The sequence below is a fragment of the Streptomyces sp. NPDC048584 genome, from assembly GCF_043199595.1.
GTDB classification, from domain to species: Bacteria; Actinomycetota; Actinomycetes; order Streptomycetales; family Streptomycetaceae; genus Streptomyces; species Streptomyces edwardsiae.
Genome location: NZ_JBICWF010000008.1, coordinates 156,294 through 174,377, shown reverse-complemented (window position 1 = coordinate 174,377; position 18,084 = coordinate 156,294). Strand labels below are relative to the sequence as shown.

The window sequence follows — 18,084 nt, the reverse complement described above, 5'->3', positions numbered from 1 at the left end:
TGATGTCTTACGGCGGGGGACTCGTGCAGGACCGAGGGGAAACGTGCAGGAGCGACAGACCCGAAAGGTAAGGGTAGAGGGCGCCGCGACCACCGAGGGGGGCTTAGCAGTATGAGCCACGACTCCACTGCCGCGCCGGAGACGACGGCCCGGAAACTCTCCGGGCGCCGCCGCAAGGAGATCGTCGCGGTGCTGCTGTTCAGCGGCGGCCCCATCTTCGAGAGTTCCATACCGCTGTCGGTGTTCGGGGTTGACCGCCAGGACGCCGGCGTACCGCGCTACCGCCTGCTCGTCTGCGGGGGCGAAGAGGGCCCGCTGCGGACCACGGGAGGCCTGGAACTCACCGCGCCACATGGCCTGGAGGCGATATCCCGGGCGGGCACCGTAGTCGTGCCGGCCTGGCGTTCGATCACCTCGCCACCGCCGGAGGAGGCACTGGAGGCACTGCGCCGGGCCCATGAGGAGGGCGCCCGCATAGTAGGGCTGTGCACCGGCGCCTTCGTCCTCGCGGCGGCGGGCCTGCTGGACGGCCGTCCCGCGACCACACACTGGATGTACGCGCCGACGCTGGCGAAACGCTATCCGTCGGTGCACGTCGATCCACGGGAGCTGTTCGTGGACGACGGCGACGTGCTGACGTCCGCGGGCACCGCGGCCGGAATCGATCTGTGTCTGCACATCGTGCGCACGGACCACGGCAACGAGGCGGCCGGTGCGCTGGCCCGCCGGCTGGTGGTGCCGCCACGGCGCAGCGGAGGCCAGGAACGCTACCTGGACAGGTCTTTACCGGAGGAGATCGGCGCCGACCCGCTCGCCGAGGTCGTCGCCTGGGCGCTGGAGCACCTCCACGAGCAGTTCGACGTGGAGACACTGGCGGCACGCGCGTACATGAGCAGGCGTACGTTCGACCGCCGGTTCCGCTCGCTGACCGGCAGCGCGCCGCTGCAGTGGCTGATCACCCAGCGGGTGCTGCAGGCGCAGCGCCTGCTGGAGACGTCGGACTACTCGGTGGACGAGGTGGCCGGCCGCTGCGGGTTCCGCTCGCCGGTCGCGCTGCGCGGTCACTTCCGGCGCCAGCTGGGTTCGTCCCCGGCCGCCTACCGGGCCGCGTACCGCGCGCGGCGCCCGCAGGCGGACCGGAACCAGGACACCGAGGGCGCGCCGGGCGCGCTCGGGCCGGCGGGTCCGGGCCACCCGGGACACCAGGTGCCGCCCGCCCTGCATCCGGACAGCCCGCTCCCGCACCAGTCCCGCCGCACGGCGGCGGCCGGCTCCCTGGGCCCGTCCCTGACGGCCTCGGCCCTGCCGAGCCAGCGCAGCGCACCGTGAGCTGAACGCCGGGCCGGAGACCACGTGGTCTCCGGCCCGGCGGGCGACAGCCCCTGTGACGTTCACACGAACACCGGCACGTCACCGCGGGGCCGGCGCCCCTTATGGTGAGACACATGAACGATCGCATGGTGTGGATCGACTGCGAGATGACCGGCCTCTCGCTGTCGGACGACGCGCTCATCGAAGTGGCCGCCCTCGTCACCGACTCCGAGCTGAACGTGCTCGGCGAGGGTGTGGACATCGTCGTCCGCCCGCCGGACCGGGCCCTGGAGACGATGCCGGAGGTGGTGCGCGAGATGCACACCGCGTCCGGGCTGCTCGCCGAGCTGGAAGGCGGCACGACGCTCGAGGAGGCCGAGCGGCAGGTCCTCGACTATGTGCGCGAGCACGTCAAGGAGCCCGGCAAGGCCCCCCTGTGCGGCAACTCCGTCGGCACCGACCGCGGCTTCCTGCTGCGGGACATGCCGACCCTGGAGAGCTATCTCCACTACCGCATCGTGGACGTGTCCAGCGTCAAGGAGCTGGCCCGCCGCTGGTACCCGAGGGCGTACTTCAACAGCCCGGAGAAGAACGGCAACCACCGCGCGCTCGCCGACATCCGCGAGTCGATCGCGGAGCTGCGCTACTACCGCGAGGCCGTCTTCGTACCGCAGCCGGGCCCCGACTCGGAGACCGCGAAGAAGATCGCCGCGAAGCACGTTCTGCCTGCTCAGTAGGCGGATCGGGGGGTCACCGGAGGGTGCCCCCCAAAGCCGGGCGCGAGCACCCCTTCGGACCCTGTACACTTTTTCTCGGCCGGTCGGAGAAGTCACAGACTCCCACCGACAAGGCCATGGTGGGTGTAGCTCAGCTGGTAGAGCACCTGGTTGTGGTCCAGGATGCCGCGGGTTCGAGTCCCGTCACTCACCCTCCTCGAAGAGGCCGGTGACCTTGGAAGACAAGGTCACCGGCCTCTCTCGTTCTCTCCGTCCCCGCCCGGCGCCCGCTCGCGGCCCCAGGCGGCCAGCGGCTCGAGGGCGTCGTTGAGGCGCATGCCGCTCTCGGTCAGCGAGTACTCCACCCGGGGCGGCACCTCGTCGTAGGAGACGCGGCGCACCACGCCGTCCCCCTCCAGCTCACGCAGATGAGAAGCGAGCACCTTCTCGGTGATGCCCGGAAGCAGCCGGCGAAGTTCGCCGAACCGACGGCAGGGCTGCTCGTGCAGCGCCCAGAGAATGAGCACCTTCCACTTGCCGCCGATCACCTCCATCGCGGTGTCGATCCCGCAGACGTGTCCGCCCGGTGCGCCCGGCCGGTTCAGCGTCGTCATGCCCCACCCCTTCCGACGTGCTCGCTCACCCCGGGGTAACCACCCACTCCCAAGTGCGTACTTGATCACTCCTGGGCCTGCGACCAGCCTAATCGCCATGACACAGAACCTTGTTGAGAAGACCCCCGTCACCCTGCTGGGCCTCGGCGCGATGGGCACCGCGCTGGCCCGCGCCTGGCTTGCCGCCGGCCACCCGCTCACCGTCTGGAACCGCACCCCGGACCGCGCCGCGGCGCTCGCCGACGAGGGTGCACGCGTCGCGGACACCGCCGCCGCGGCCGTCGCGGCCAACAGCCTGGTCGTCATCTGCCTCCTGGACGACGCCTCGGTCACCGAGACGCTGGCCGGCACCGACCTGGCCGGCCGGGACGTGGTCGACCTCACCACCGGTACCCCCGCCGAGGCCCGGGCCCGCGCCCGGTGGGTCAGCGAGCGCGGGGCCCGCCACCTGGACGGCGGGATCATGGCCGTCCCTCCGATGATCGGCGTCCCGGAGTCCGGCGGCTACGTCTTCTACAGCGGCTCGCACGAGCTGTTCGAGCGGTACCAGGAGACCCTGGCCGTCCCGGCCGGCACCACCTACGTCGGCGAGGACCCGGGCTTCGCGGCCCTGCACGACGTGGCCCTGCTCAGCGCCATGTACGGGATGTTCGCCGGGGCGGCGCATGCCTTCGCCCTGATCCGCACGGAGGACATCGACCCCGCGGCGTTCGCCCCGCTGCTCGCCGACTGGCTCGTCGCGATGGCCCCAGCGGTTCACCGGACCGCCGATCAGCTGCGCAGCGGCGACTACACCAAGGACGTCGTCTCCCGCCTCTCCATGCAGGTGGCAGGCACACCGACCTTCCTGAACACCGCCGAGCAGCAGGGTGTCAGCCCGGAACTGCTCACCCCGTACTTCGAGCTGATGCGGCGCCGCCTGGCCGAGGGCGACGGCGAGGAGGACCTGACGGGCGTGATCGACCTGCTGACCCACTGACCAGCACTCTCACACCAGGGTTTCTTCATGACCCGTGACGGTCCCGCCGACTCGCCGCGGGGGTCACGACGAGGCGCGGCCCACCAGTTCGGTCGCCAGAACCATCTGGCGGCGCTCCAGTTCGCGGGTGGCCGTGGGGCGGCGGTCGGCGACCTCGGCGAGGAGGAGGTCGATCATCGCGCGGCCCATCTCCTCTATGGGCTGGCGCACGCTGGTCAGCGGCGGGTCCATGTGGCGGGCGATCGCGGAGTCGTCGTAGCCGACCAGGGCCACGTCGTCGGGGATGCGGCGGCCCGCCTCGCGCAGGGCGTACCGGGCGCCGGCCGCGGTGACGTCCGAGGCGGCGAAGACGGCGTCCAGGTCGGGGCGGCGCTCCAGGAGGGCCGCCATCGCGCGGCGGCCGCCGTCCTCGGAGAAGTCGCCCGCCTCGATCAGCAGGTCGTCGGCCGCGTGGCCCGCCTCGCGCAGGGCGTCGCGGTAGCCGTCGATGCGCCGCTGGGCGCCGTACACGTCGAGGCGGCCGGTGATGTGGGCGATGGTGCGCCGGCCCCGGCCGAGGAGGTGCTCGACGGCCTGGCGGGCGCCGCCGTAGTTGTCGGAGTCCACGGAGGCGAGCGTCTCGGCGGCCGAGCGGGGGCCGCTGATCACGGCCGGGATCTCCAGCTGGGACAGCAGTTCGGGCAGCGGGTCGTCGGCGTGCACGGAGACCAGCAGGACGCCGTCCACCCGGTGCGCGGCGAGGTACTCGGCGAGCCGCTGCCGCTCCCGGTCGCTGCCCGCGAAGATCAGCAGCAGCTGCATCTCGGTGTCGGAGAGCGCCGCCCCGACGCCCCGGAGCATGTCGGAGAAGTACGGCTCGGCGAAGAAGCGGGTCTCCGGCTCGGGCACGACGAGGGCTATGGCGTCGGTACGGTTGGCGGCCAGCGCGCGGGCGGCCGTGTTCGGGACGTAACCGAGTTCGGCGACCGCCGCCTCCACCGCGGCGCGTGTGGCGTCACTCACCCTGGGGGAGCCGTTGATCACGCGGGAGACCGTGCCTCGGCCCACGCCGGCGCGGGCGGCCACCTCTTCGAGGGTGGGACGGCCGCCGCCGCGGCCCCGCGCTCCGTGGCTTGCCATCGGCTCCGCCTTCCGTCGTATGTCACGCTGGCCTGGAATGTAACAGCCCCGTCGGTGACGGCGGCGACCGCCGGGAGGCCTCCGGCGGACCGCGGGCTTCCGGGAGCGGGTCCCGGCCGTCCAGTTAACAGCCCGATAACTGAAGGCACTTTGCCGCGTCTGTTCCCTTGACACCCTCGCCCGGACCCGCGACTCTTCAACACATCACTTGTGGGAGCGCTCCCACAGTACCTGACACATACACAACCCGCACGTTCCCCGCCCGAGCCGCAACGCGCAAGATACGGGTCCAACAAAGCCGTTGTCCGGGGGGTCGGCACGTCAGGGCAACAGGAGGACGCAATGCGAGCACGTACCCTCCCCCTCTCCCGTCAGCGGTCGGGCGGGGGGAAGCCCATCGCCCGTAAGGCACTGGCCATCGCGGCCGTGGTGTCGCTGGGCACCGGGCTGCTGGCCGGCTGTGCCGACGACGGTGGAGACGACTCCGACTCCTCGTCGGGCGGTGGTGAGGGCAAGACCACCATCACCCTGGGGCTCTTCGGCACCATGGGCTTCAAGGAGGCCGGCCTCTACGCCGAGTACGAGAAGCTCAACCCGGACATCAAGATCGCCGAGAACGTGATCGAGCGGAACGAGAACTACTACCCGGCTCTCGTCAACCACCTGACCACCAACAGCGGTCTGATGGACGTCCAGGCGATCGAGGTCGCCAACATCGCCGAGGTCGTCGGCACCCAGGCGGACAAGTTCGCGGACATGTCCAAGGTCGAGGGTGTGAAGAAGGACGGCTGGCTGCCCTGGAAGTGGGAGCAGGCCACCGCCAAGGACGGCCAGACCATCGGTCTCGGCACGGATGTCGGCCCGATGGCCATCTGTTACCGCAAGGACCTCTTCGAGAAGGCCGGCCTGCCGACCGACCGCGCCGAGGTCGGCAAGCTGTGGGCCGGTGACTGGAACAAGTTCATCGCGGCCGGTGAGAAGTACAAGAAGGGTGCCGCCAAGGACTCCTTCTTCATGGACTCCCCCGGCGGCCTGCTCAACGCCGTCCTCAGCAGTGAGAAGGAGAAGTTCTACGACGCCGACGGCGAGGTCATCTACAAGACCAACCCGGCCGTCAAGGACGCCTTCGACCTGACCGCCGAGGCCGCCAAGAAGGGCCTGGTCCAGGCGCAGACGCAGTTCCAGCCGGCCTGGGACACGACCATCGCCAACAGCAAGTTCGCCACCGTCGCCTGCCCGCCGTGGATGCTCGGCACCATCAAGGGCAAGGCGAAGCCGGAGGACGCCGGCAAGTGGGACGTGGCCGTCGCGCCGAAGTCCGGCAACTGGGGCGGCTCCTTCCTCGGCGTGCCGAAGAGCGGCAAGAACGTCGAGGAGGCGCAGAAGCTGGTGGCCTGGCTGACCGCGCCCGAGCAGCAGGCGAAGCTGTTCAAGGTGCAGGGCAGCTTCCCGAGCGCCCCGGCCGCGTACGACAGCCCCGAGGTGACCGGCGCGAAGAACGAGATGACCGGCGACTCGCCGATCGGTGAGATCTTCTCCGAGGCCGCCAAGCAGATCCCGGTCCAGGTCATCGGCGCCAAGGACCAGATCATCCAGCAGGGTCTGACGGACAACGGCGTCATCCTGGTCACCAAGGGCAAGTCGGCTGCGGAGGCCTGGGAGACGGCCACCAAGACCATCGACAACAACCTGGACAAGTGACCCGAATGGCCACCCGCTCCGACACCGCCGCGTCCCCCGTCAAGGGGGGCGCGGCCCCGGGCAGTGCGCCCGGAGGCTCCGCCGCGGACAAGGAGGCGAAGCGCCGGGCGAAGCTGTCCCGCCGCTGGCAGCGTGACGCACGCTGGAGCCCGTACGCGTTCGTCACGCCGTTCTTCCTGCTGTTCGCCGCCTTCGGCCTGTTTCCGCTGCTGTGGACCGGCTGGGCCTCGCTGCACCAGGTGGAGCTGACCGCCCCGACCGACATGAACTGGGTCGGGTTCAGGAACTACACCCGGATCTTCGACGACGACTTCTTCTGGAACGCGGCGAAGAACACCCTGACCATCGGCATCATCTCGACGGTCCCGCAGCTGATGATGGCGATGGGCATCGCCCACATCCTCAACTACAAGCTGCGCGCCTCGACCTTCTGGCGGGTCGCGATGCTCGCCCCGTACGCCACCTCGATCGCCGCCGCCACCCTGGTGTTCGTGCTGCTCTTCGGGCGCGACTACGGGATGATCAACTGGGTCCTCGACATCTTCGGGATCGACCCGATCGGCTGGCAGGACGACAAGTGGCCCGGCCAGTTCGCGGTCTCCAGCATCATCATCTGGCGCTGGACCGGCTACAACGCGCTGATCTACCTGGCCGCGATGCAGGCGATCCCGCAGGACCTGTACGAGTCGGCGGCGCTGGACGGCGCCAGTCGCTGGCGGCAGTTCCTGCATGTGACGCTGCCGTCGCTGCGTCCGACGATCCTGTTCACGGTGGTCGTCTCGACGATCGGCGCCAGCCAGGTCTTCGGTGAGCCGCTGCTGTTCGACCCCAACAAGGGGGCGTCCGGCGGCGCGGAGCACCAGTTCCAGACGCTCGGCCTGTATCTGTACGAGCAGGGCTGGGTGAACCAGCATCTGGGCCGTGCCTCGGCGATCGCCTGGACGATGTTCGCGATCCTGATCGTCATCGGCATCATCAACCACGTCATCTCGCGCCGGCTGCGCGCCAGCAGTTAAGGAGTTGTGGCCGTGACGACGACTGTGACGCCCCCCGAGACACCGCCTGCCAAGGCACCGAAGCGTTCGCGTCTGCCGAAGTCCGCGCGGGCGGGCGGCACGCTGCACGGCGGTCCGATCGCGTACGTGATCCTGATCGTGTTCACGCTCGTATCGCTGTTCCCGCTGTTCTGGACCGCGGTCGCCGCGTCCCGGGACAACCAGCGCCTGGCGGAGACCCCGCCGCCGTTCTGGTTCGGCTCCAACCTGTTCAAGAACCTGGAGATCGCCTGGACCGAGGCCAACCTCGGTGAGGCGTTCCTCAACACCACGATCGTGGCGGGTGTCTCGGCGGTGACCATCGTCGTGCTGTCGACGATCGCCGGGTTCGCCTTCGCCAAGGTGCGCTTCAAGGGCCGCAACATGCTGATGCTGATCGTCATCGGCACGATGATGATCCCGCCGCAGCTCAGCATCATCCCGCTGTACATGATGGTCGCCAAGCTCGACTGGACCGACCAGCTGCAGGCGGTCATCTTCCCGTCGCTGGTGAGCGCGTTCGGCGTGTTCTTCATGCGGCAGTACCTGCTCCAGGCGCTGCCGGACGAGGTGATCGAGGCCGCGCGGGTGGACGGCGCGGGCAGCTGGCGGGTGATCTGGCACGTGGTGTTCCCGGCCGCGCGCCCGGCGATGGCCGTGCTCGGCATGCTGATGTTCGTACAGGCCTGGAACGACTTCCTGTGGCCGTTCCTGGTGCTGACCCAGACCGGCAACCCGACCGTGCAGGTGGCGGTCGCGGGGCTCGGCCGCGGGTACACCCCGGACCAGTCCCTGATCATGGCGGGTGCGCTGCTGGGTACGCTGCCCCTGCTCCTGGTCTTCGCGATCTTCGGCAAGCAGATCGTGGGCGGCATCATGCAGGGCGCCGTCAAGGGCTGACCCCGCGTTCGCTTCGTACCCCTGGGGGCCGGGTCACCACCGCTCCGGCCCCTTACCCCCTTGTTCCTCGTACTCGTCGGTCTTCCACGACCTCCTATGGGAGCGCTTCCATGTCTGACTCCGCAACGCCGGCGACCCCGGTGACCTTTCCTCCCGCCTTCCTCTGGGGCGCCGCGACCTCCGCGTACCAGATCGAGGGGGCGGTGCGGGAGGACGGGCGTACGCCTTCCATCTGGGACACCTTCAGTCACACGCCGGGCAAGACGGCCGGCGGCGAGACCGGTGACATCGCCAACGACCACTACCACCGCTACCGCGACGACGTGGCGATGATGGCGGGCCTGAATCTGGGCGCCTACCGCTTCTCCGTCTCCTGGTCGCGGGTCCAGCCGACCGGCCGCGGCCCGGCCGTGCAGCGCGGTCTGGACTTCTACCGCCGCCTCGTCGACGAGCTGCTGGCCAAGGGCATCAAGCCGGCCGTCACCCTCTACCACTGGGATCTGCCGCAGGAGCTGGAGGACGCGGGCGGCTGGCCCGAGCGCGACACCGCCTACCGCTTCGCCGAGTACGCGCAGATCGTGGGCGAGGCGCTCGGCGACCGCGTGGAGAACTGGATCACCCTCAACGAGCCGTGGTGCAGCGCCTTCCTGGGCTACGCCTCCGGGGTGCACGCCCCCGGCCGTACCGACCCGGCGGCCTCGCTGAAGGCCGCCCACCACCTGAACCTGGCGCACGGCCTGGGCGCCAAGGCGCTGCGTTCGGTGATGCCGGCCCGCAACTCGGTCGCGCTCAGCCTCAACTCCTCCGTGGTGCGCCCGCTGTCGCCGGACGACCCGGCGGACGTGGCGGCGGCCCGCAAGATCGACGACCTGTCGAGCGGCGTCTTCCACGGCCCCATCCTGCACGGCGCCTACCCCCAGACGCTGCTGGAGGCGACCTCGTCGCTCACCGACTGGTCGTACGTCCTCGACGGCGACCTGGACCTGATCCACCAGCCGCTGGACGCGCTCGGCCTCAACTACTACACGCCCACGCTCGTTTCGGCGGCGGACCCGGACGCCAAGGGGCCGCGGGCGGACGGTCACGGGGCGAGCGAGCACTCGCCGTGGCCCGCCGCGGACGACGTCGCCTTCCACCAGTCGCCGGGCGAGCAGACCGAGATGGGCTGGTCCGTCGACCCGACCGGCCTGCACGAGCTGATCATGCGCTACAACCGCGAGTCGCCCGGACTGCCGCTGTACATCACCGAGAACGGCGCGGCCTACGACGACAAGCCCGACGCCGACGGCAAGGTCCACGACCCCGAGCGCGTCGCCTATCTGCACGGCCACCTGTCGGCGGTGCGCCGGGCCATCGCCGACGGCGCGGACGTGCGCGGCTACTACCTGTGGTCCCTGATGGACAACTTCGAGTGGGCGTACGGCTACGACAAGCGCTTCGGCGCGGTGTACGTCGACTACGCGACCCAGCAGCGGACCCCGAAGTCCAGCGCCCTGTGGTACGCGCGGGCGGCGAAGTCGGGAGTACTCCCGGAGCCCGAGAGCATCTGACCTGCTTTCGGGCTCCGGGTAACGGGGGACGCGGGGTACGGGGGGCGGGGCGCGGTGCCCTGGGGGGTGCCGCGCCCCGTTCGCGTGTCCGGCTGCCACCGGACGTGCGGGTGCCCCGGCCGGGTGGGGGGGTGGACCGGCCGGGGCACGCGCTTCCCCGTTTCCCGTGGTGGCTTGTCGTGGTGCGGGTCAGTTGTAGGCGGCGAACGCCTTCGAGAAGGCGAACCGGTCCTGGAGGATCGAGCTGCAGGTGGGGTCGGCGGACGGCTTGGTGCCGCCGGCGCACTGCTGGTCACGGGTGCCGGACCACATGGACAGCCAGCCGAGGCCCCTGGACTTGGCGAAGTCCACCAGCTGCGAGGCGTCCTCGACCTTGAAGATCTCGGTGACGACGTCGTTGACGCCGATCATCGGGGTGACGGCGACCGTCTTCCAGGCGTCGGCCTCGCTGAGCCCGAGAACACTCTTGATCTGGGCCTGGGTGGCGGTGGCGGCCTGCTCGGCGTAGGTGCCCATGTCGTCGCTGTACGCCGGCCCGTAGTCCATCGCCATGATGTTGACGGCGTCGATCCGTACGCCGTTCCTCTTGGCGTCGGCGAGCAGGTTCACGCCGTCCTGGGTGAGGCCCTCCGGCATCACCGGGAGGGTGAAGGAGACGTCCAGGTCCGGGTGGCTCTTCTGGAGCTTGGCGATGGCCTGGGCGCGGCGGGTGTTGGCGGCCGTGTCGGGCAGCGCGCTGCCCTCGACGTCGAAGTCGACCTTGGTGAGCCGGTAGGTGTCGACGACCTTGGTGTAGGCGGCGGCCAGCGCGTCCGCCGAGGTGCAGGTGGTGCCGAGTTCGGAGCCGGTGGCGCCGCCGAAGGAGACCCGGACGTCGCCGCCCTTGGCGCGCAGGGCGCCGATCTGGTCGGCGACCGCGTTGCCGCCGAGGTCGCTCACGCCGCCCCACTTGGGGGTGCAGCCGCCGCCGTCGGTGATGAAGGCGAGGTTGTAGTTCTTCACACCGGTCGCCTCGGCGGTCGCGACCAGGTCGAAGGCGGGGAAGAGGGAGGTGTCGACGTAGGGCGCGAAGCCCGCGCCGGCCTCGGTGCCGGTGCCGGTGCTCTGGGTGGGTTCGGCAGTCGGCTCCTCGGTCTTCGTCGGCTCCTCGGTGGGGGTGGGCTCCTCGGTGGGGGTCGGGGCGTCGGTGGGACGGCCGCTGGGCTCGGGCGTGGGGGCGGTCTCCGCACCGCAGGAGGCGCCGTCGACGAGACAGCCGCTCGGGTCGCCGGTGCCCTTGGCGACGAAGCCGACGGTGACGGACTCGCCGGCGGCCAGGCCGTCGGTGTCCCACTTCGCGGACCGCACGGTGACGTGCCGGCCGCTGACGCTGGACTCGGCGTTCCACAGCGAGCCGAGCTCGGTGCCGGCGGGCAGGTCGAACTCGAGCTTCCAGTCCTGGTTCCGCTCGCCGCTGTTGTTGGTGACCACGTACTGGGCGGTGTACCCGGTCGTCCACTCGCTGGTCCTGGTGTACGCGGCGCCGACACCGGCCGCCTGGGCGGTGCTGGTGAACAGGAACGCCCCGCCGCCGGCCACGGCCGCCGCGACCACCGCGCCGATCGCCTTGTTCCTGCCACTGACCCTGCGCCGGTGCGTGCTCATCGCGTGCCTGCCTTCGTTGCCGTTCGAGGGGGTGTGCGGCAGCACGCTAGCGAGCTTGAATCGGACAAAACGCCTGACCCGGGAGGCGGTTGCGGATCTTAGGGTGCGCTTAAGGAAGGGATCGGGAGCGGTTAAAGGAGGGGACCAGCCTGCCGGGTCCGCGACGGCGGCGCACGGTCCCCCGGTGTCCGCGCCGCCGGGGTGCCCGCTCGCGTCCGTCGAGCTGGAGCCAGATCCGCACCTCTGTCCCGCCGAGCACCGACGAGCCGATCCGTACGTCCCCGCCGGTGGACTCGGCGAGCCGGCGCACGATGTCCAGGCCGAGCCCGGTCGAGCCGTCGCTGCCGGAGCCCCGGCCGCGCGCCATCGCCGTCTCCGGGTCGGGTATGCCGGGGCCCGCGTCGGAGACCAGCACGATCACCGCGTCCTCGCCGTTGTGCACGTCGACCGCGAAGGCGGTGCCCTCGGCGGTGTGCCGGAAGACATTGCCGAGCAGCGCGTCGAGGGCGGCGGCCAGGTCCGTACGGGCCACGGGTATCCGCACCGGCCGGTCGGCGCCGGCCATCCGCCATTTGCGGCCCTCGTCCTCGGCGAGCGCCGACCAGAACGACATCCGCTCCCGCACCACTTCGGCCGCGTCGCAGCCGGCGCCCGGTCCGGCGGCGGCGGTCTGCGGCTTGGCGTCCCGGGCGGTGCGGATGATGGTGTCGACCTCCCGCTCCAGCTGCTCGACCGCCGCCCGGGTCTGCTCGGCGGCCGGACCGTCTCCCAGCGAGGCGGCGTTGAGCCGCAGCACGGTCAGCGGGGTACGCAGCCGGTGGGACAGGTCGGCGGCCAGCTCCCGCTCGTTGGCGAGGAGTTGGACGACCTGGTCGGCCATGGAGTTGAACGCGACCGCCGCGAGGCGCAGTTCGGTCGGCCCCTCCTCCGGCACGCGGGCGCCCAGCTTGCCCTCTCCCAGCTCGTGCGCCCCCTCCACCAGCCGCTGTGCGGGCCGCACCATCCGTACGCCCAGCCGGTCGGCGACCGCGACCGAGCCGAGGATCAGGGCGACGCCGACTCCGGCGAGCACCGCCCAGGCCGTGCCGACCCCGTTGGTGACCTCGGCCTCGGGGACGAACACCTCGACGATGGCGATCTCGCCGCTGCTGAGCGCAACCGGCTGGAGCAGCGTGGAACCTCCGGTCACCGTGGCCGTGGAGGCGCGCCCCAGTTTCCGTACCGCCTCGATGTCCTCCTCGGTGGCCCGTCGTTGCCCTATGCCGAGGGGCTCGCCGCCCTGGCCGGCCGGGATGTGCACGGCCATCGCGGCGTCGGAGCCGGCGGAGGCGACGACGCGTTCGAGCTCTTCGCGGTCGGTGGTGATGGACAGCGCGGGGGCGACGGCCGCCGCCTCCCGCTCCGCGTTGGAGAAGGCGCGGTCGCGGGCCATCTCCCGGATGACCAGTCCGAGCGGCACCGCGAACGCGACCACGACCATCGCGGTCACCGCCAGCGACACCTTCACCAGGGCCCATCTCATCGCGGCTGCTCCGCTCCGGCCGGGGGCTCCAGCTTCACGCCGACGCCCCGCAGGGTGTGCAGATAGCGGGGCCGCGCGGCGGTCTCCCCCAACTTGCGGCGCAGCCAGGACAGATGGACGTCTATGGTCTGGTCGTCGCCGTAGGACTGCTGCCACACCTCGGCGAGGAGCTCTTTGCGGGGGACGACCACTCCGGGCCGGCGGGCGAGGAAGGCGAGCAGGTCGAACTCACGTCGGGTCAGGTCGAGTCGCACGCCGTCCAGTTCGGCCTGGCGGCGCAGGGGGTCGACGGTCAGGCCGCCGACGCGGATCACGGGGGAGGGCGCCGCCTCGCCTCCGCCGGAGCGGGCCCGGCGGAGTACGGCCGCCATCCGGGCCGACAGGTGCTCCACCGAGAAAGGTTTGGTCAGATAGTCGTCCGCGCCCGCGTTGAGCAGTCGTACGATCTCCGTCTCGTCGTCCCGGGCGGTCGCGATGATCACCGGTACGTCGGTGATGCCACGCAGCATCTTCAGTGCCTCGGAGCCGTCGAGATCGGGCAGCCCGAGGTCCAGGACGACCACGTCGAAACGGAAGTGGGCGACCTCGCGCAGCGCCTCCAGCGCCGTGCCCACGCTGCGCACGGTGTGCGAGGCGTCGGTGAGCTGCCGGATCAGCGCGGAGCGTACGAACTGGTCGTCCTCGACCACGAGAACACTTGCCATGCGCCGCACCGTACGCCATGCCGGGCAGCCTCGTACGGGCCTGTGGACAACTCCGGAAACCTCCGCAGCCGCGACACTCCTGAGGTGGATGGGGCAGTATGGGCGCACGATGCGCAGAGGACTCGTACATGTACTGGCCTGGCTGCTGGCCACGGGCGCGGCGGTCACGCTGTCGTGGTGGGGCGTCAGCACGGTGATGACGGGCACCGCCTACGATCCGCCCCGCGCCCTGCCCATCGCGGCGGCGCACGAGCAGTCTCAGGCGGTGTCGTCGTCGACGCACCGGCCGTCGGGACCGCAGCCGTCGAAGCCGGACACGCAGCCGCCGAAGCAGTCGGAGAAGCCCGCCGCACCGTCGGCCCCGGCACCGGCCCCGACCACCCCCCAGGCCACGACGCCCCCGCCCGCCGCCTCCTCCCCCGCGGCTCCCGCCGCCTCCGGTGAGGTGAAGGGCTACGACACCAGGGGCGGCCGGGCGGTGTTCGACCTCGGCGACACGTCCGCGTCGCTGGTGTCGGCGACTCCGGGGGCTGGCTGGTCGATGCAGGTGTGGAAGACGGAGACCTGGATCCGGGTGGAGTTCAGCTCGGGCGCGGACCGGGTGACGGTGTTCTGCACCTGGCACGACGGCCCGCCCCGGGTGGAGATCCAGACGTACTGAGGGGCTCCGCCACGGGGTGTCGGACCCGTCTCCGGGCCGGGAAGCGGCGGGCACCCGGCACGCGACCGTGCCGCCCTGTGCCCACCACCACCCGGAAGCCCGCGCATCCGGCCCGCCCGATCGGTGCCGGCACCGGTGAAGCGTCCGCCCAAGGGCCCCTGCTCACCGGGAGATCGAGGCCCGGGGCCCACCCGGTCACTGGAACACGGAAGCCGGTGGTGCCGGTGAGGCGACCGCCGTCGTGTCGGTCACGGGGGCGGCTCCGCCGGTGAAGTCGACCAGTTCGCGGCCGTGTTGGACGCGGCCCGGGTGGGGGTCGGAGGCGGCCCGTCGGGTCAGTTCGGCGAGGGGCAGGGGCGCGTCGGAGGCGACCAGGACGGCGTTGCCGAAGCGTTTGCCGCGCAGCATCGCGGGGTCGGCGATCAGCGCGAGTTCGGCGAACCGGGCGGCCGCGGTGGCGATCTGGCCGCGCAGATGCGTGAGCGGCGGCCCGTCGGCGAGGTTGGCGGCGTAGACCCCGCCGGGGGCGAGGGCTCGACGGACGTCGTCGAGGAACTCGGCCGAGGTCAGGTGGGCGGGCGTACGGGCCCCGCTGAAGACGTCGGCGACGACGAGCCCGGCCCAGCCGTCCGGCACCTTGGCGAGCCCTTCCCGGGCGTCCACCGAACGCACCCGGATGCGGGCCTGCGGGTCCAGTGGCAGTTCACGCCGGACCAGTGACACCAGCGCCGCGTCCCGCTCGACGACCTGCTGGGTGGAACGGGGGCGGGTGGCGGCGACGTACCGCGCGAGGGTGAGGGCACCACCGCCGAGATGCACGGCCCGCAGGGGCTTACCGGGCGGGGCGACGAGATCGACGACATGCCCGAACCGCCGCTGGTACTCGAAGGACAGATACGCGGGGTCATCGAGATCGACATGCGACTGAGGCGCGTCGTCGATCAACAACGTCCACCCACGCCCCCGGTCCCGATCAGCGACAAGCCGGGCGACCCCACCATCGACCCGCTCGACAACACCGTCACCACCGGCCTGCTTACCCCTTGCCCTGCCCATCCCGCCATTGTCCCAGGCAACGCTTCGAGCCCCTCCGGCACTACCCCCAGCCCCTCCGGCGCTTGAGGAGCGGGGTCCAGGGGCAGCGCCCCTGGTGAGGACGGGAACGGGTAGGGGCGGCGGGGGCGAAAACCCCTCCCCCGGCCGAAAATCTCACGCACACCCGTCCGCGGCCTCGATCAACCGCTGGGCCTCGTCCAACGCCTCCCGCAGCATCGCGGGATCCGTCGCCGGCTCGACCTCCCCCGGCGGCAGCAGCCACTCCGACCCCTCCGCAGACGCCGTCGGCACCACGCTCAGCCCGCACCCGTCGGTATCCGTACACGTACTCCCCGGCACGTCCCACCCCGCGGCCGTCCCCGGTGGCACCAGAAACCCCAACGTGTCGCACCCGTCGTCATGCAGCACAGGCCCCACCGCGTCCCCCGCCCCCCTCCGCAGGATGTCGACCGCCTCCAGACCCTGTCGCGCCGGAACCGTGACCACGTCACACTCCGTGTTCGGCAGCTCCAACGGATCGTTGCTCCGACTGGTCATCATCCCGGCCTCCACCACGCACACAGGGCCCTCGGTACGAAAGGCACAACGAGCCGATACGTCAACGGCTACGGCGAAAGTCCGCCGCAAAGGATGGCAGTTCATGGCAGATCACGGATGACATATCCGGATTGTTGCCAAACTTCGCGTAGTGACTCCGTCACAGCAGGTACGTTCTAGCCCGCCGGAAACAGGGCAGCACTCGGACAACTCGTCCTGATTCCGGCATGGTTCGACGGTTCGCAGAGAGGACCCGGCCATGGCGTCGTCAACGGTGCCCTCGTCCCAGCCCCCACGGCCCCCACGGCCGAATCTCGTCTTCCGGCGACTGCGCGGAGCGCGCTCGCCGGCCGAGTTCGCCGCGGTGGTCCGGCGGGCCGCCCGCGAGATCGGCGAGCGGGTCAGCTGTGACGCTCGGTATGTGCACCGCGTCGAGGCGGGTGAGATCCGCTGCCCGAACTACGCCTATGAGCGGGTGTTCCTGCACATGTTCCCCGGCCGCACACTGACCGACCTGGGCTTCGCGCCCCGCTCGTCGGTGCGCGGGCGCGGAACGCGGGCCGCGGGGGACGACCGGCTCCCGGCCCGCACCGAGAACCCGGCGAACGCCACGACTGAGAACAGCGGGGCGTACGAGCCGTATGAGACGCAGGACCGGTACGACACGTACGACACGCACGACCACGAGGAGAGCGACGTGCTGCGTCGCGCATTCATGACCGGAGGGGGCGCCACGATGGCGGCCGCCTCGCTGGGCCCGTACGGATTCGCCCCGGACGCCTCGGCGGCGCAGCGCGCCGTGCGCCGCCCGGGGGCGAGCGACGCGGGCGCGCTGGAGGAGGCCGTACGCCGGATCCGGCTGCTGGACGACCGGCACGGGGCCGACGGGCTGTACCGCCGGGCGGCGGCCCCCTTGCGGGCCGCCTACGCGCTGCTGGACGCCGGGACGACCCGGCAGCGCACGGCCGACCGGCTGTACGCGGGCGCCGGTGAGCTGGCCATCTCGGTGGGCTGGCTGGCGCACGACTCGGGCCGTTTCGACGACGCGCGTTCGCACTACGCGGAGGCGCTGGCGACCGCGCGGGTGACGGGGGATCCGGGTGTCGAGGCGCACGCCTTCTGCAATACGGCCTTCCTCGCGCGGGACACGGGCCGGCCGCGGGAGGCGGTACGGGCGGCGCAGGCCGCCCAGCGGGCGGCGCGTCCGCTGGGCTCGCCACGGCTGATGTCGCTGCTGGCGCTGCGGGAGGCGGGCGGCTGGGCGGGGCTCGCCGACCGCACGGGCTGCGAGCAGGCACTGGCACGCGCGCAGGCGTACTTCGACCGCGGTCCGGCGGAGGCGGACCCCGAGTGGATGAGCTTCTACGGCGAGGCGGAGCTGGAGGGCCTGGAGGCGCAGTGCTGGTCGACGCTGGGCGACTGGCCGCGCGCGGCACGGCACGCGCGCAGGGCGGCGGAACTCCAGGATCCGCACTTCACCCGCAACATCGCCCTGTACACGGCGGAACTGGCCGACGACCTGGCCCGGGGCGGCCGCCCCGACGAGGCGGCCACGGCGGGCATGCGCGTCCTGGACCTCCTCAACGAGGTCCAGTCCTCCCGCGTCCGCACGATGCTGGCAGGCACGTCCCGAGTCCTCCTCCCCCACCGCCGAGCAGCCGAGGTCTCCACCTTCCTGGACCGCCACGCCTCCCTACCCCGCGCGGTATAGGCCAACTGCACCGCCTCCGCAGCTGCGGGCAATCGTGGGTGGGCCCGCACCGCGTAACTGCGGGCAATCGTGGGTGGGCCCGCACCGCGTAACTGCGGGCAATCGTGCCGCTACGGCGGCACGGGTGGGCGCAGCGGCACCCCGCAAACGCCGGGCCGCGCAACACCCCCGCCCAGCTCCCACGCGGATGCCCGCACCGCGTAACAGCGGGCAATCGTGCCGCTATGGCGGCACGGGTGGGCGCAGCGGCACCCCGCAAACGCCGGGCCGCGCAACACCCCCGCCCAGCTCCCCCGCGGCGCACCCGTGAACGCCGGCCACAACC

The 18,084-nt window shown here is 71.4% G+C and carries 16 protein-coding genes and 1 tRNA gene; 10 read left to right on the top strand and 7 right to left on the bottom strand.

All coding sequences use genetic code 11. The features are described 5' to 3' along the window. Nucleotides 1–111 precede the first annotated feature (111 nt). The 3 genes from ACGFR9_RS19520 to ACGFR9_RS19510 all read left to right on the top strand — a co-directional run bounded on the left by ACGFR9_RS19520 (nt 112) and on the right by ACGFR9_RS19510 (nt 2,240). Nucleotides 112–1,329: a helix-turn-helix domain-containing protein gene (locus tag ACGFR9_RS19520; RefSeq protein ID WP_393209956.1), complete on the top strand. Its 1,218-nt coding sequence runs from the start codon at nt 112–114 to the stop codon at nt 1,327–1,329. Between the two features lie 116 nt (nt 1,330–1,445). Beyond that, a complete protein-coding gene (orn, locus tag ACGFR9_RS19515; protein ID WP_393209953.1) occupies nt 1,446–2,048 on the top strand; it encodes an oligoribonuclease in 603 nt (200 codons plus the stop codon). A 119-nt stretch (nt 2,049–2,167) separates the two neighbouring features. Beyond that, nucleotides 2,168–2,240 (top strand) — tRNA-His (locus tag ACGFR9_RS19510). A 35-nt stretch (nt 2,241–2,275) separates the two neighbouring features. Here the strand turns inward: ACGFR9_RS19510 and ACGFR9_RS19505 are convergent. After that, nucleotides 2,276–2,641: a winged helix-turn-helix transcriptional regulator gene (locus ACGFR9_RS19505; protein ID WP_393209950.1), complete on the bottom strand. Its 366-nt coding sequence runs from the start codon at nt 2,639–2,641 to the stop codon at nt 2,276–2,278. Nucleotides 2,642–2,738: 97 nt separating this feature from the next. On the opposite strand from ACGFR9_RS19505, the gene ACGFR9_RS19500 reads away from it, so the two are divergent. Beyond that, entirely contained in the window at nt 2,739–3,620 is an 882-nt protein-coding gene (locus ACGFR9_RS19500) for an NAD(P)-dependent oxidoreductase (RefSeq protein ID WP_393209947.1), read from the top strand. Between the two features lie 63 nt (nt 3,621–3,683). On the opposite strand, the gene ACGFR9_RS19495 is transcribed toward ACGFR9_RS19500, so the two are convergent. Then, entirely contained in the window at nt 3,684–4,739 is a 1,056-nt protein-coding gene (locus ACGFR9_RS19495) for a LacI family DNA-binding transcriptional regulator (RefSeq protein WP_393209944.1), read from the bottom strand. Nucleotides 4,740–5,081: 342 nt separating this feature from the next. Here ACGFR9_RS19495 and ACGFR9_RS19490 point away from each other — a divergent pair, with 342 nt between their 5' ends. From ACGFR9_RS19490 to ACGFR9_RS19475, 4 genes are all read left to right on the top strand, one after another. Further along, on the top strand, nt 5,082–6,440 hold the full coding sequence (locus ACGFR9_RS19490) for an ABC transporter substrate-binding protein (RefSeq protein ID WP_393209941.1): 1,359 nt from the start codon (nt 5,082–5,084) through the stop codon (nt 6,438–6,440). 5 nt (nt 6,441–6,445) lie between these two features. Beyond that, nucleotides 6,446–7,456 (top strand): carbohydrate ABC transporter permease, encoded by a 1,011-nt coding sequence (locus ACGFR9_RS19485; protein WP_393210424.1) that lies wholly within the window; start codon nt 6,446–6,448, stop codon nt 7,454–7,456. A 12-nt stretch (nt 7,457–7,468) separates the two neighbouring features. Further along, nucleotides 7,469–8,374, top strand: coding sequence for a carbohydrate ABC transporter permease (locus ACGFR9_RS19480; RefSeq protein WP_393209938.1), 906 nt, complete (start codon nt 7,469–7,471; stop codon nt 8,372–8,374). Nucleotides 8,375–8,484: 110 nt separating this feature from the next. After that, nucleotides 8,485–9,924 (top strand): GH1 family beta-glucosidase, encoded by a 1,440-nt coding sequence (locus tag ACGFR9_RS19475; RefSeq protein ID WP_393209935.1) that lies wholly within the window; start codon nt 8,485–8,487, stop codon nt 9,922–9,924. Nucleotides 9,925–10,113: 189 nt separating this feature from the next. Here ACGFR9_RS19475 and ACGFR9_RS19470 read toward each other — a convergent pair whose 3' ends face one another. The 3 genes from ACGFR9_RS19470 to ACGFR9_RS19460 form a co-directional block, all read right to left on the bottom strand. Then, nucleotides 10,114–11,568 (bottom strand): cellulose binding domain-containing protein, encoded by a 1,455-nt coding sequence (locus tag ACGFR9_RS19470; RefSeq protein ID WP_393209933.1) that lies wholly within the window; start codon nt 11,566–11,568, stop codon nt 10,114–10,116. 109 nt (nt 11,569–11,677) lie between these two features. Beyond that, on the bottom strand, nt 11,678–13,090 hold the full coding sequence (locus ACGFR9_RS19465) for a sensor histidine kinase (RefSeq protein ID WP_393209930.1): 1,413 nt from the start codon (nt 13,088–13,090) through the stop codon (nt 11,678–11,680). After that, the gene (locus ACGFR9_RS19460) at nt 13,087–13,794 is read right to left on the bottom strand and encodes a response regulator transcription factor (protein WP_393209927.1); all 708 of its coding nucleotides are present in this window, start codon (nt 13,792–13,794) and stop codon (nt 13,087–13,089) included. Before ACGFR9_RS19460 ends, ACGFR9_RS19465 begins: the two co-directional genes overlap by 4 nt. A 109-nt stretch (nt 13,795–13,903) precedes the next feature. Here ACGFR9_RS19460 and ACGFR9_RS19455 point away from each other — a divergent pair, with 109 nt between their 5' ends. Continuing rightward, nucleotides 13,904–14,455, top strand: a complete 552-nt coding sequence (locus tag ACGFR9_RS19455; RefSeq protein ID WP_393209924.1) for a hypothetical protein — start codon at nt 13,904–13,906, stop codon at nt 14,453–14,455. Between the two features lie 195 nt (nt 14,456–14,650). On the opposite strand, the gene ACGFR9_RS19450 is transcribed toward ACGFR9_RS19455, so the two are convergent. After that, on the bottom strand, nt 14,651–15,511 hold the full coding sequence (locus ACGFR9_RS19450; protein WP_393209921.1) for a spermidine synthase: 861 nt from the start codon (nt 15,509–15,511) through the stop codon (nt 14,651–14,653). Nucleotides 15,512–15,664: 153 nt separating this feature from the next. Next, a complete protein-coding gene (locus tag ACGFR9_RS19445) occupies nt 15,665–16,051 on the bottom strand; it encodes a hypothetical protein (RefSeq protein ID WP_393209918.1) in 387 nt (128 codons plus the stop codon). 256 nt (nt 16,052–16,307) lie between these two features. Between ACGFR9_RS19445 and ACGFR9_RS19440 the strand changes: the two genes are divergently transcribed. Further along, nucleotides 16,308–17,759 (top strand): hypothetical protein, encoded by a 1,452-nt coding sequence (locus ACGFR9_RS19440; RefSeq protein WP_393209915.1) that lies wholly within the window; start codon nt 16,308–16,310, stop codon nt 17,757–17,759. Nucleotides 17,760–18,084: the final 325 nt, after the last annotated feature.